Below are 14,587 nucleotides of genomic sequence, written 5' to 3'. Positions count from 1 at the left end.
TAACATACCCGCTGTCAATCCATTGCAACGGGGGTACTGCAAATTCGGTCGCACTTATGCGAGAGCCAGTTTTTGGCGCGCGTATTGTAACGCTTTTTCAATCACTTGCTCAATGCTTAATCGGGTTGAATCCAAAACTAAAGCATCAGCAGCGGGAACCAGCGGCGCTACAGCACGGTTACGATCGCGGTAATCGCGTTCTTCGATCTCGGCCAAAAGGCGTTCAAAGTTAACACTAAAGCCCTTTTCCTGCAACTGTAGCATACGTCTATGCGCACGTTCTTGCGAGGAGGCGTCCAGAAAAATTTTCACTGGTGCATCCGGGAATACCACGGTCCCCATGTCACGTCCGTCGGCAATCAGGCCGGGCGCTTCACGAAACGCGCGTTGACGACGTAACAGCGCTTCGCGTACGCGAGGAAACGCAGCGACCTGAGAGGCGGCATTCGCCACTTCCTGGGTGCGGATTTCACCGCTGACATCTTCGCCTTCCAGAATGACTTCCAGGTTGCCGTCCGTTGAGATAAAACGCACATCCAGGTGTGAGGCAAGCGGTACCAGAGCATCTTCAGAAGTGACATCAACATGGTGATGTAACGCTGCGAGCGCCAGTACGCGGTAGATCGCGCCTGAATCTAACAGATGCCACTGCAATGCTTCCGCCATTGCCTTGCACAAGGTGCCTTTTCCTGCACCGCTTGGGCCATCAATGGTAATAACCGGGGCAATTGCCGTCATCTTTTTCTCCTTAAACGGGCATACGTTAACGTGAACGCCGCGCATTATACGCGCCAACGACAATGATCGTTATCTTTGTGTGAAAAATGCAGAATCATTGAAGCTGAGTGTAGAATAAATAGGCAATCGGAGATGTTAGAATGTGCCGCACCAGTTAGTGCGGCAACAAAATCAGGCAGGAGTACTAATACGCGCCAGCTGTTCGAAATAATCCGGGAAGGTCTTGGCGGTGCATTTAGGATCCAGAATGGTTACCGGCGTGTCAGACAACGCCACCAGCGAGAAACACATCGCCATGCGGTGATCGTTGTAGGTCTCGATATCTGCAAACTGTAACGTCGCTGGCGGCGTAACGCGAATATAGTCCTCGCCCTCTTCCACCGTCGCCCCCACTTTACGCAACTCCGTTGCCATCGCAAACAGACGGTCGGTCTCTTTGACACGCCAGTTGTATATGTTCCGTAAAGTCGTTGTGCCCTTTGCAAACAGCGCGGCGGTCGCAATGGTCATTGCCGCATCAGGAATATGATTCATATCCATATCGACAGCGTTCAACTCACCGCGAGTACAGGCAATAAAATCATCACCCCATGTCACGGTCGCGCCCATTTTTTCCAGCACATCGGCAAAGCGAATATCACCCTGCATGCTATGACGCCCAATCCCGGTAACCTTCACCGTACCGCCTTTAATAGCGCCTGCCGCGAGGAAATAGGAAGCTGAAGAAGCATCGCCTTCAACCAGATATGCACCCGGCGACTGATACTGCTGCTGACCCTGCACGACAAAACGCTGGTAGTTCTGATTCTCAATTTCAACACCAAACGTTTTCATCAGGTTCAGTGTGATATCAATGTAAGGTTTGGATACCAGCTCGCCTTTAATCGCGATTGTCGTATCCTGCGGCGCCAGCGGCGCAGTCATCAGCAATGCAGTGAGGAACTGGCTGGATACGCTGCCGTCAACCTCAACTTGTCCTCCGGTGAAACCACCACGCAGACGTAAAGGCGGATAGTTTTCCTGCTCCAGGTATTCAATGTTGGCTCCGCCCTGGCGTAGCGCATCAACCAGATGACCAATCGGGCGCTCTTTCATGCGCGGTTCGCCCGTCAGCACGATGTCATTGCTGCCCAGGCACAGAGCGGCAGCCAGCGGGCGCATTGCGGTTCCGGCATTACCAAGGAACAGCTCTACAGCGCCTTCTGCATGCAGCGCGCCGCCACTACCGATTATCTCGCAACGCGTGCGATCGGCAGAAAGGGTGTAGCTAATCCCTAACGCATTCAGCGCATTCAGCATATGGCGGACATCATCACTGTCCAGCAGGTTGGTCAGGACAGTGGTGCCATTTGCTAATGCAGCCAGCAGCAAAGCGCGGTTAGAAACACTTTTGGATCCAGGCAGATTGATGGTGCCATCCACCCGCGCAATGGGTTGTAACGTCAGGGATTCCATGAAACTCAACTCTCAAAAACAGACATAAAAACCCCACAGGCTGGCTGCGGGGATGAAAAGTACAGCAGATTAGCCGCGGCGACGCTCAAAATCGATCATGAAATCGGTCAGCGCTTTCACGCCTTCCAGCGGCATAGCATTGTAGATGGACGCGCGCATACCGCCGACCACACGGTGCCCTTTCAGCGCGTGCAGGCCCGCAGCGAAAGACTCTTCCAGGAAAAGTTTATCCAGTGCGCTGTCAGCCAACTGGAACGGGACGTTCATGCGTGAACGGTTCGATTTCGCCACATCGTTGCGGTAGAAATCGCTGTTATCAATCACGCCGTACAGCAGTTCCGCTTTTTGCTGGTTAATTTTATCCATCGCGTTAACACCGCCTTGCCCTTTCAGCCATTTAAAGACCAGGCCAGACAGATACCAGGCAAAGGTCGGTGGCGTGTTAAACATGGAGTCGTTGTCATTCAGTACGGTATAGTCAAGGATCGACGGGCAAGACACGTGGGCTTTACCCAGTAAATCTTCGCGTACGATGACAATCGTCAGCCCGGCCGGGCCGATGTTTTTCTGCGCTCCGGCATAAATTACGCCATAACGGCTAACGTCAAGCGGTGCGGAAAGAATAGTCGAGGACAGATCCGCCGTAACCACCACATTGCTGGCAAAATTCGGCGTTTCATCAATCGCGATACCGTCGATGGTTTCGTTCGGGCAATAGTGCAGATACGCCGCGTTGTCAGAAAGCTGCCATTCACTCATCGGCTTAACAGCGCGCAGGCCGTCAACGGTGACTTTGGCATCAATAACGTTTGGCGTGCAGTACTTTTTCGCTTCTTTAATCGCGCTGGCTGCCCAGTAACCGGCATCGACGTAATCCGCCGTCGTTTTATCACCCAGAATATTTAACGGAATACCCGCAAACTGCCCACGACCACCGCCATGGCAGAACAACACTTTATAGTTGGAGGGGATACTGAGAAGATCGCGAAAATCCTGCTCCGCTTCCTCTGCAACCTGGATGAACTCTTTGCCACGGTGGCTAATTTCCATTACCGACGTGCCAAGACCGTTCCAGTCACAAAGATCCTGTTGAGCCAGTTTAAGTACTTCTGCCGGTAGCATTGCCGGACCTGAACTAAAATTGAAGACCTGAGCCATTTCCCCTCACCACGTTGTGTTGTTGTCCAATCAACATCCTGTCGTTTACGATAATTCCTGTGACAGACATTGGGTATAAGTTATTCCTGTGGATATCGGTTTTATCATTCAGTGACACGCGCCGCAATGGGTAAAACCGACCAGGGCAAAAATGAGCGATGCGTCACACAACAGAATCTATCGGATTGACGGATAAAAACCGAGATTTTCGCTATCAGGTGGCCCGTTTTGCCCGACTGGCCTTCGACCATTCTGGTTTTGCATAGCGCAGAGATATATAAAGAAAGAAGCCCCCCTTCCCTTCAGCAGATAGTCCGCAGACATTCAACTGAACACGCTACGGTGTGAATCAAATGCTTTATTTACGCCGAGGCTCCGGCGGCGATAGCGCCATTCATTGAAAACCCGTATCATTGCGCGCTTTCCGTACGACAAAAGTGATTTTCATGACGCAAACATTTATCCCCGGCAAAGATGCCGCACTGGAAGATTCCATCGCTCGCTTCCAGCAAAAATTACTCGACCTCGGTTTTCAAATTGAAGAAGCCTCATGGTTGAACCCCGTTCCTAACGTCTGGTCTGTACATATTCGCGACAAAGAATGCGCGCTGTGCTTTACCAACGGTAAAGGTGCGACGAAAAAAGCGGCGCTGGCCTCCGCACTGGGTGAATATTTTGAGCGTCTGTCGACTAACTACTTCTTTGCGGATTTCTGGCTGGGCGACACCATCGCCAACGGTCCGTTCGTACATTACCCGAACGAAAAATGGTTCCCACTGACAGAAGATGATGACGTACCTGAAGGTTTGCTGGATGCGCGTCTGCGTGCATTCTACGATCCAGACAATGAACTGACCGGCAGCATGCTTATCGATCTGCAATCCGGCAATGAAGAACGCGGCGTTTGCGGCCTGCCGTTTACCCGTCAGTCAGATAATCAGACCGTTTACATTCCGATGAACATTATCGGTAACCTGTACGTATCTAACGGTATGTCTGCGGGTAACACACCGAATGAAGCCCGCGTTCAGGGGCTGTCTGAAGTTTTTGAGCGCTATGTGAAGAACCGCATTATCGCGGAAAGCATCAGCCTGCCGGAAATTCCGGCCGAAGTGATGGCGCGTTACCCGGCAGTCGTTGAATCCATCGCAAAGCTGGAAGCCGAAGGATTCCCAATCTTCGCATACGACGGCTCGCTGGGCGGCAAATACCCGGTTATCTGCGTTGTACTGTTCAACCCGGCTAACGGTACCTGTTTTGCCTCTTTCGGTGCGCACCCGGATTTCGGTGTTGCACTGGAGCGTACCGTCACTGAACTGTTGCAGGGCCGTGGTCTGAAAGATCTTGATGTCTTCACTCCCCCAACCTTCGACGATGAAGAAGTGGCTGAGCACACTAACCTCGAAACGCACTTCATCGATTCCAGCGGTCTGATCTCCTGGGATCTGTTCAAGCAGGATGCCGATTACCCGTTCGTTGACTGGAGTTTCTCCGGTACAACAGAAGAAGAGTTCGCCACCCTGATGGCCATCTTCAAAGCGGAAGATAAGGAAGTCTACATCGCCGACTATGAGCATCTGAGCGTTTACGCCTGCCGTATTATTGTTCCGGGAATGTCTGACATCTACCCGGCTGAAGATCTGTGGTTAGCCAACAACGCCATGGGCGCCCATCTACGTGACACCATCCTCTCTCTGCCGGGCAGTGAATGGGATAAAGAAGACTATCTCAATCTGATCGAACAGCTGGATGAAGAAGGCTTTGACGACTTCACCCGCGTACGCGAACTGCTTGGTCTGGCAACCGGTGCGGATAACGGCTGGTATACCCTGCGCATTGGCGAGCTAAAAGTGATGCTGGCGCTGGCCGGTGGCGACCTGGAGCAGGCGCTGGTCTGGACGGAATGGACGATGGAATTCAATGCCTCCGTCTTTAGCGCTGAACGTGCCAACTACTACCGCTGTCTGCAAACGCTACTGCTGCTCTCTCAGGAAGAAGATCGTCAGCCGCTGCAATATCTGAATGCGTTTGTCCGCATGTACGGTGCCGAGGCGGTTGAAGCGGCAAGTGCGGCATTGAGTGGCGAAGCGCCATTCTACGGGCTGCAAACCGTTGATAGCGATCTGCAGGCTTTCCCGGCACATCAGTCTCTGCTGAAAGCCTATGAGAAGCTGCAACGCGCGAAAGCTGCACATTGGTCAAAATAGTGACAGTCAGCCTGCGCTAAGTAGGCTAAAGGTATTGTCTGGGATATATTACGGGGCGCTTTAAGCGCCCTGTTTTTTATTTTGGTCAAATCGGAAAATAAATGTAAAAACAAGGTTAAATATTAGTAGTTGATATTAAAAAAAATAGCGTATTAATGTGTTTTTTTATCTCAATTACTCCATTTTAATTAACTGTCTGACAGGAGACAAAAAGAAAAAATTCAACTCACCTTATAATTTTTAAAATTTATTTTTATATGGATAATCAACAAGTTACTCCGTAATCGCATAAAAACCATGCGCCTTGCGGGCCTATAAGCCAGGCGAGATATGATCTATATCAAATTCTCATCTATAATGCTTTGTTAGTATCTCGTCGCCGACTTAATAAAGAGAGAGTTAGTGTGAAAGCTGACAACCCTTTTGATCTTATACTTCCTGCTGCTATGGCCAAAGTTGCCGAAGAAGCAGGCGTCTATAAAGCAACGAAACATCCGCTTAAGACGTTCTATCTGGCAATTACTGCCGGTGTGTTCATTTCAATTGCCTTTGTTTTCTATATCACTGCCACAACCGGTACCGGCACAATGCCTTTCGGCATGGCAAAGCTGGTAGGTGGTATCTGCTTTTCCCTGGGGCTGATCCTTTGCGTTGTCTGCGGCGCTGACCTCTTCACTTCAACCGTACTGATTGTCGTCGCTAAAGCCAGTGGTCGTATTACCTGGGGTCAGTTAGCGAAGAACTGGCTTAACGTTTATGTCGGTAACCTGATTGGTGCGCTGATTTTTGTGTTACTCATGTGGCTTTCTGGCGAGTATATGACCGCCAACGGCGCGTGGGGGCTCAACGTCCTGCAAACTGCCGACCACAAAGTGCACCATACTTTTGTTGAAGCTGTAAGCCTTGGTATTCTGGCTAACCTGATGGTGTGCCTGGCGGTATGGATGAGCTACTCTGGCCGCAGCCTGATGGACAAAGCGTTTATCATGGTATTACCGGTCGCAATGTTCGTTGCCAGCGGTTTTGAGCACAGTATCGCAAACATGTTTATGATCCCTATGGGTATCGTAATACGTGATTTCGCCACCCCGGAATTCTGGACCGCTGTCGGTTCTTCTCCGGAGAATTTTTCTCACCTGACCGTGATGAATTTCATCACCGATAACCTGATTCCGGTTACGATCGGTAACATTATCGGCGGCGGTTTGTTGGTCGGGTTGACATACTGGGTCATTTACCTGCGTGGTAACGATCATCATTAATCTGATGATGCCCATTACACGCAGTAAATAAAAAATCCACTTAAGAAGGTAGGTGTTACATGTCCGAGCTTAATGAAAAGTTAGCCACAGCCTGGGAAGGTTTTACCAAAGGTGACTGGCAGAATGAAGTAAACGTCCGTGACTTCATTCAGAAAAACTACACTCCATATGAGGGTGACGAGTCCTTCCTGGCTGGCGCAACTGATGCGACCACTGCACTGTGGGACAGCGTGATGGAAGGCGTTAAACAGGAAAACCGCACTCATGCGCCTGTTGACTTTGACACCTCCGTTGCTTCTACCATCACTTCTCACGACGCTGGCTACATCAACAAAGCGCTCGAGAAAATTGTTGGTCTGCAGACTGAAGCTCCGCTGAAACGTGCGATCATTCCGTTTGGCGGCATCAAAATGGTTGAAGGTTCCTGCAAAGCGTACAATCGCGAACTGGACCCGATGCTGAAAAAAATCTTCACCGAATACCGCAAAACCCACAACCAGGGCGTATTCGATGTTTACACCAAAGACATTCTGAACTGCCGTAAATCCGGTGTTCTGACTGGTCTGCCTGATGCGTATGGCCGTGGCCGTATCATCGGTGACTACCGTCGCGTTGCGCTGTACGGTATCGACTACCTGATGAAAGACAAATATGCTCAGTTCGTCTCTCTGCAGTCCGATCTGGAAAACGGCGTAAACCTGGAAGCAACTATCCGTCTGCGTGAAGAAATCGCTGAACAGCACCGCGCTCTGGGTCAGATCAAAGAAATGGCGGCTAAATATGGCTGCGATATCTCTGGTCCGGCTACCAACGCTCAGGAAGCTATCCAGTGGACTTACTTCGGCTACCTGGCCGCGGTTAAATCTCAGAACGGTGCAGCAATGTCCTTCGGTCGCGTATCCACCTTCCTGGATGCTTACATCGAACGTGATATCAAAGCGGGCAAAATCACCGAGCAAGACGCTCAGGAAATGATTGACCACCTGGTCATGAAACTGCGTATGGTTCGTTTCCTGCGTACGCCTGAATATGATGAACTGTTCTCCGGTGACCCGATTTGGGCAACTGAATCTATCGGTGGTATGGGCGTTGACGGCCGTACTCTGGTTACCAAAAACAGCTTCCGCTTCCTGAACACCCTGTACACCATGGGTCCTTCTCCGGAGCCGAACATCACTGTTCTGTGGTCTGAAAAACTGCCTCTGAACTTCAAGAAATTCGCCGCTAAAGTGTCCATCGACACCTCTTCTCTGCAGTACGAGAACGATGACCTGATGCGTCCGGACTTCAACAACGACGACTACGCTATCGCTTGCTGCGTAAGCCCGATGGTTGTTGGTAAACAAATGCAGTTCTTCGGTGCGCGTGCAAACCTGGCGAAAACCATGCTGTACGCAATCAACGGTGGCGTTGATGAAAAACTGAAAATGCAGGTTGGTCCTAAATCTGAACCGATCAAAGGCGACGTTCTGAACTTCGACGAAGTTATGGACCGCATGGATCACTTCATGGACTGGCTGGCTAAACAGTACGTCACCGCACTGAACGTTATTCACTACATGCACGACAAGTACAGCTACGAAGCCTCTCTGATGGCGCTGCACGACCGTGACGTTATCCGCACCATGGCGTGTGGTATCGCTGGTCTGTCCGTTGCTGCTGACTCCCTGTCTGCAATCAAATATGCGAAAGTTAAACCGATTCGTGACGAAGACGGTCTGGCTATCGACTTCGAAATCGAAGGCGAATACCCGCAGTTTGGTAACAACGACTCTCGCGTTGATGACATGGCGGTTGACCTGGTAGAACGTTTCATGAAGAAAATTCAGAAACTGACTACTTATCGTAACGCTATCCCGACTCAGTCTGTTCTGACCATCACCTCTAACGTGGTTTATGGTAAGAAAACTGGTAACACCCCAGATGGTCGCCGTGCTGGCGCGCCGTTCGGACCGGGTGCTAACCCAATGCACGGTCGTGACCAGAAAGGTGCTGTTGCCTCTCTGACCTCCGTTGCTAAACTGCCGTTTGCTTACGCTAAAGATGGTATCTCTTACACCTTCTCTATCGTTCCGAACGCGCTGGGTAAAGACGACGAAGTTCGTAAGACCAACCTGGCTGGTCTGATGGATGGTTACTTCCACCACGAAGCGTCCATCGAAGGTGGTCAGCACCTGAACGTGAACGTCATGAACCGTGAAATGCTGCTGGATGCGATGGAACATCCGGAAAAATATCCGCAGCTGACCATCCGTGTTTCTGGCTACGCAGTACGTTTTAACTCCCTGACTAAAGAACAGCAGCAGGACGTTATTACTCGTACCTTCACTCAGACCATGTAATTGGTTTTGACTGAAATCGTACTTTAAAAAGCGTACAATAAAGGCTCCACGTAAGTGGGGCCTTTTTAATAGCCTGCTTTGTCAGCTATCTATACTTATGGATAACAGCCAAAACAGACTCGACACAGTTAATAACTGTGCACTAACACTGGCCCCGGATGGGCCACACCTGGAGAAACACCGCAATGTCAGTTATTGGTCGCATTCACTCCTTTGAATCCTGTGGCACTGTTGATGGCCCGGGCATCCGTTTTATTACCTTCTTCCAGGGCTGCCTGATGCGCTGCCTGTACTGCCACAACCGTGACACATGGGATACGCACGGCGGTAAAGAAGTCACCGTCGATGAATTAATGAAAGAAGTCGTGACCTATCGTCACTTTATGAACGCATCCGGTGGTGGCGTAACGGCATCCGGCGGAGAGGCCATTCTGCAAGCTGAATTCGTCCGTGACTGGTTCCGTGCCTGTAAAAAAGAAGGGATTCATACCTGTCTTGATACTAACGGTTTTGTTCGCCGTTACGATCCAGTGATTGATGAACTGCTGGAAGTCACCGACCTGGTGATGCTCGATCTGAAACAGATGAACGACGAGATCCACCAGAACCTGGTCGGCGTATCTAACCATCGTACGCTGGAGTTCGCTCGTTACCTGTCTAACAAAGACATCAAAGTGTGGATCCGCTACGTTGTCGTGCCTGGCTGGTCCGATGATGATGATTCAGCACACCGTTTGGGCGAGTTTACCCGTGACATGGGCAATGTCGAAAAAATTGAACTGCTGCCATACCACGAACTTGGCAAACACAAATGGGTGGCAATGGGTGAAGAGTACAAACTCGACGGCGTGAAGCCGCCGAAAAAAGAGACCATGGAACGCGTAAAAGGCATCCTTGAGCAGTATGGTCACAAAGTGATGTACTAAGCTTTGTGGTGGGTAACGAGCCTGTTACCCACCACATTTCCCTTTAACGCCCTCTTCTTGCCAGCAGCGGGAAAATCAATCCCAGTCCAACCAGCACAAACGGCGTCACGATGTTCAGCGTGAGCTGGAATGTCCACTCTGGAGTAAAGGCTTCCATTTTCGGAAAGATCCCCGTGAGGCAGGCAAACGCAGTAAACGCAAAACACCAAATTCCCACCGTCATCGCCAGCGATCGGTTACGAATGAAGACATATTCCGGCTTATATTTCTGCGCTAAGCGAATAACAGCAATAAACGCCACAAACACCCATAAATAACGCAATGGCATCACGACAGAGTTGAGATTTAGCAACCATTTGTAGAGATTGTTCATGTCGCCAATCCCCAGGGTTGGCAACATAATCAAAATGGCCACCAGCACCAGTGTCAGAATATAGCCATTCACCGGTGTTCCAGAGGCATTGGTTTTACACAGGCTTTCAGGAATATATTTGCGATCGGCATCGCCCAGTAAAACTTTAAGCGGCGCATCAATAGAAAACACCAAAGCCGCAATTTGACCTAACGTGTTGGCAACTGCATAAATAACCATCAATGTGTTACCCATGCCGTAATACTCCCCGAGTTTCTGGAAAGCGTAATACTGGCCATTAGTCATTAAGTCATCAGGAATATGCTGAGAGTCAAACATCATCCCCATTGCCAGAGAACCCAGGATCGCGCACACCGCCACCATAACCGCCAGAACTAACATCCCTTTCGGGAACTCTTTGCCAGGGTTACGCGTCTGGTTAACGTATGGAGAGATTTTCTCCGCGCCACCGACCGCAAAGACCAGCATCGAGATCGTTGTAATATAGGTAAAATCGATGTGCGGGATAAAAGATTCCCAGGTGATATTGGTTGTGGCGATTTGCACATCAGTAATCGCCGGGGCGGTGACGGCCATTACGACATACAGAATGGACATCACAAACATCGCAATCCCCGCAACCGATCCAACGATTTTAAGCGATTTCATGCCACGGGATGCAACCCACATGAAAAAGACAAACAGCGCTAACGTCAGCCCCTGCAACGCCACCACGGTATACTCTTTAATCAGCGAACCATCGCCTTTCAGCGCCCACCCCAGCGCAATCAGAATAGCCTGTGGCTTTTGCGCCAGATAAGGGATATGCACCACCCAATAGGTCCACGCTGCGAGATAAGCCAGTCCCGGACCCATTGTGTGTTTAATCCATGTACTAACCCCACCCTTACCGTCTTTAAACGTGGAGCCAAGTTGTCCGACAATCAGTGCATAAGGGATAAAATAGAGGGCAAAAATAAATATCCATGAAGAGACAACCACTAATCCCTGATTAGCATAGTTGTTTACAACATTGCCGAATCCCCATACGGTAATAAAAGACATCAATGCGATGTTGTACCACCGCAATTGTTTTTCCTGCACACTTGCCATTGGCGATCCTTCGTAGACGCTACTTTTGATAATCAATAAATGAAGCGAGGAATTATGCGCGGTAAAATGGCCAAGCGGAAACGGCAGAATGTAAAACTATAATCTTCTGCACATTTTATTTTCAGGAAAGAATAGCGATGATTAAATAAAACAGGCTCCTATAAAGGATACATAAACAGCATGTATGGGAACCTGTTTTTATCCTGTTCAGATATGCGCCACAGAATTCGGTGTATGCCCTGTCTTACGCAGCAGCATCAGTAAATAAATAAACGATACGCTGGCAATCATTATAAACAGTAAACTGTCAGAATAATTTTGCATCAGCATGGCGGTAAATGACGGCCCAAGCAGGCTACCCACGGTATAGCTTAATAACAATGCCTGGTTCATAGCGACCAACTGATGATGTTCTACTTTCTCGCAGGCCCAGGCCATCGCCACCGGATAAAGGGTGAAACCTGCCGCGCCCAGCATAAACAATGCGGGTGCCATCGCCGCCTGATTCAGCATGGCGATACTCCCGACGATTACCACAAAGACCTGAACGCGCAAAACCAGCAGGCGACCTAACTTATCGGCCAGACGACCAATTGGCCATTGTCCCAGAATACCTGCACTGACCAGTACCGCCATCCAGAAACCAATGCTGGCATTGCTGACACCCTGATGGTTGAGGTACAGCGGCATCAGGCCATACAACGACCCCAGCACAATCCCGGAAATAATGCAGCCATTCACACCCAGACGAGCCTGGCGAAGCTTCAGCATAGAGACAATGGGGGTTGACTGTTGTTCATCACCCTGCTGATTCACAATGCGGGTAAAGAGCAGCGGTAATACTCCGGCAAGGATAGTGCCGGTCACCCACGGCAGAACATTCATTAATTCTGTCGAGACTTTACTGACCAATAATTGTCCTAAAAACGTCCCTACGTAATAGACCATCATATAGGCGGCAAGTAAGCGTCCACGGTTACGCGACGTCCCGCTGCACATCAACGCACTTTCCACCACCACCCAGATCATGGCACAACCGATACCCGCAATAAAACGCCAGGTCATCCAGCTCCAAAAACCTACCATGACGCCCAGTCCGACACAGCCCGCGGCAAAAATAAGCGAAGCGATGTAATAGCTGCGGTTAAAACCGAGGTGTTTAATTAAGTACCCGGTCAGTAACGTCCCAACCAGATTTCCGGTGAAATAAGACGAACTGACCACACCTACCTGCCAGGTTGGCAGATTTTCATGGGCGAGCCAAAGCGGGACGAGCGTGTTTAACACGGCGATCGCCAGGGTCAACAGAAGCAGCCCGCACAGCAATAGCATAACGGGACGGGTATAGGTGGACATGAATAAAAACCGTGAGGAAGTTCAAATTTCATGCGCATCATGCCACTGCAAAAAACATTGTCAATCGGCGCAATCAGGGGCCTGAGGCGCTTTCAGGGGGATCGATTCGTATTACTGATTCTTAATGCGGATTGATAAAAAATGGGAAAGTACATCTATTTGTTTTAATTGATCTAAAACAAAATTACCCCGCTACGTTCAGTCGAAAAAATTCATGGATAATCGGCATCTTTTATTTGTGGGATGACCGTATTAACGCCTTATCCGACCTACACGTTCAGTACTGTAATGTGTAGGCCGGACAATCGCGATGCCATTCGGCATTTTCAGGTTAGCTGGCGACCGCCATGCCGACGGTCATATGCAGACCATAGAACACGCCGCGGCCAATCAGCTCACCGACTAACAGCAGAATAAACGCGACGGAAAGCAGCGGTATTGCCGGCTGGTAGCCTTTCACCTGCGGAACAATCCAGCAGCATAACGCTAAAGCCAGCGCCACAATCCGCCATGCCATCAGCGAACCGTAATCGGGCACCAGCGCAGATGCCTGCTGAATTGAGCTGTGGATTGTCGCCAGCTCGGCACCCTGCATCACGGACATGATGCCACTCACGACCAGCGCTAGCACTGAAATAGCAGGCAGCAGTCGCATCGCCCAGCCGTCAATTCCGGCAACGCGTAATAGCAGATATCCCAGCAGCGGACCTCCCATAAACAACGTCAGGAAGAATCCAATCGGCGTCCAGACACTATACCAGGTAGGCACCGTATCAATAGTGTTATATACGCGCACCATCATCCAGACAAAAACGACGCCCAGCACCATGGTGAGAACTAACCACAGATTGCGTAATGCCGGCGACATTTTTTTCAACACCGCCAGTAACCAGCCAATACCGCCAACGGCAAAGAAGATCGAGCCGCTGGCGATTTCGTTACTTAGCGCGGAAGAACCGACACGGTTGAGGGAGTTAAACGCCCGCATCGGTGAGCCCAGATGAAGCATGGAAGCAATAAAACCGATGCCCATCAATACCCACAGGCCAAACATGCAGGCAATCACACGCTGTTGTGAATCAGGGCGTAAGTCGCCTTTCATCAGCGCCAGCGCCAGAACGATAAAGCCGCCAACCACACACTGCCCGAAAACAGTGAAGATCATCAGCGGCCATTCATGCCATCCACTTCCCATCTTACACCTCCTTCGGATTAGCCAGATAACCCGTGGTATCCCCGGTCGGGCGGCTATTGGCATTTGGTTTGATGACGATGCTCGGTTTGGTAAAGTGCGCGCCAGGGAGCGGCGCAACCGCGGCCAGGGTGCCGTGTTTTTTACGCAGTTCCTCTATCGGGCCGAAGTCCAGCGCACGCAGCGGGCAGGATTCGACACAGATGGGTTTCTTACCCTCAGCAACACGTTCATGACAGCCATCGCACTTGGTCATGTGTCCTTTGGCGGCATTGTATTGCGGTGCGCCATACGGGCAGGCCATGTGGCAATAGCGACAGCCAATGCACACGTCTTCATCCACGACCACAAAACCATCTTCACGTTTGTGCATCGCGCCGCTTGGACACACCTTGGTACAGGCCGGGTCTTCACAGTGGTTACACGCAATGGAGAGGTAGTAGGCGAAAACGTTCTGGTGCCAGACACCGTTATCTTCCTGCCAGT

Annotated in this window: 11 protein-coding genes; 4 read left to right on the top strand and 7 right to left on the bottom strand. The window is 50.4% G+C overall.

What is annotated here, in order from left to right:
* Nucleotides 1-54: 54 nt before the first annotated feature.
* From cmk to serC, 3 genes are all read right to left on the bottom strand, one after another.
* Entirely contained in the window at nt 55-738 is a 684-nt protein-coding gene (cmk, locus tag OGX91_RS01295) for a (d)CMP kinase (protein WP_005123561.1), read from the bottom strand.
* A gap of 171 nt (nt 739-909) precedes the next feature.
* Nucleotides 910-2,193, bottom strand: a complete 1,284-nt coding sequence (gene aroA / locus OGX91_RS01290; RefSeq protein WP_286625248.1) for a 3-phosphoshikimate 1-carboxyvinyltransferase — start codon at nt 2,191-2,193, stop codon at nt 910-912.
* A 69-nt stretch (nt 2,194-2,262) separates the two neighbouring features.
* Nucleotides 2,263-3,351, bottom strand: coding sequence for a 3-phosphoserine/phosphohydroxythreonine transaminase (gene serC, locus OGX91_RS01285; protein ID WP_005123563.1), 1,089 nt, complete (start codon nt 3,349-3,351; stop codon nt 2,263-2,265).
* A gap of 446 nt (nt 3,352-3,797) precedes the next feature.
* On the opposite strand from serC, the gene ycaO reads away from it, so the two are divergent.
* The 4 genes from ycaO to pflA all read left to right on the top strand — a co-directional run bounded on the left by ycaO (nt 3,798) and on the right by pflA (nt 10,088).
* Nucleotides 3,798-5,558 carry a 30S ribosomal protein S12 methylthiotransferase accessory factor YcaO gene (ycaO, locus tag OGX91_RS01280; protein WP_149692501.1) on the top strand — a complete coding sequence of 587 codons (1,761 nt, stop codon included), beginning with the start codon at nt 3,798-3,800 and terminating at the stop codon, nt 5,556-5,558.
* Between the two features lie 404 nt (nt 5,559-5,962).
* On the top strand, nt 5,963-6,820 hold the full coding sequence (focA, locus tag OGX91_RS01275) for a formate transporter FocA (RefSeq protein ID WP_003831909.1): 858 nt from the start codon (nt 5,963-5,965) through the stop codon (nt 6,818-6,820).
* 59 nt (nt 6,821-6,879) lie between these two features.
* A complete protein-coding gene (pflB, locus tag OGX91_RS01270) occupies nt 6,880-9,162 on the top strand; it encodes a formate C-acetyltransferase (RefSeq protein WP_005123565.1) in 2,283 nt (760 codons plus the stop codon).
* 185 nt (nt 9,163-9,347) lie between these two features.
* Complete coding sequence (gene pflA, locus OGX91_RS01265; protein WP_003035751.1) at nt 9,348-10,088, top strand: pyruvate formate lyase 1-activating protein; 741 nt, start codon at nt 9,348-9,350, stop codon at nt 10,086-10,088.
* A gap of 43 nt (nt 10,089-10,131) precedes the next feature.
* Here the strand turns inward: pflA and OGX91_RS01260 are convergent, their stop codons facing one another.
* The 4 genes from OGX91_RS01260 to OGX91_RS01245 form a co-directional block, all read right to left on the bottom strand.
* Nucleotides 10,132-11,553 carry an amino acid permease gene (locus OGX91_RS01260; protein WP_005123567.1) on the bottom strand — a complete coding sequence of 474 codons (1,422 nt, stop codon included), beginning with the start codon at nt 11,551-11,553 and terminating at the stop codon, nt 10,132-10,134.
* 207 nt (nt 11,554-11,760) lie between these two features.
* Nucleotides 11,761-12,909, bottom strand: a complete 1,149-nt coding sequence (locus tag OGX91_RS01255; RefSeq protein WP_005123568.1) for an MFS transporter — start codon at nt 12,907-12,909, stop codon at nt 11,761-11,763.
* 331 nt (nt 12,910-13,240) lie between these two features.
* Nucleotides 13,241-14,104, bottom strand: coding sequence for a dimethyl sulfoxide reductase anchor subunit family protein (locus OGX91_RS01250; protein WP_005123569.1), 864 nt, complete (start codon nt 14,102-14,104; stop codon nt 13,241-13,243).
* Between the two features lies 1 nt (nt 14,105).
* Nucleotides 14,106-14,587 (bottom strand): 4Fe-4S dicluster domain-containing protein (locus OGX91_RS01245; protein ID WP_155022056.1); only part of this gene is annotated, 482 nt, incomplete at its 5' end.

Source organism: Citrobacter sp. Cpa228 (assembly GCF_030333085.1).
Classification (GTDB): domain Bacteria; phylum Pseudomonadota; class Gammaproteobacteria; order Enterobacterales; family Enterobacteriaceae; genus Citrobacter; species Citrobacter pasteurii.
Note: the sequence above shows the minus strand (reverse complement) of the source record. Positions and strands in the feature narration are given on the sequence as shown.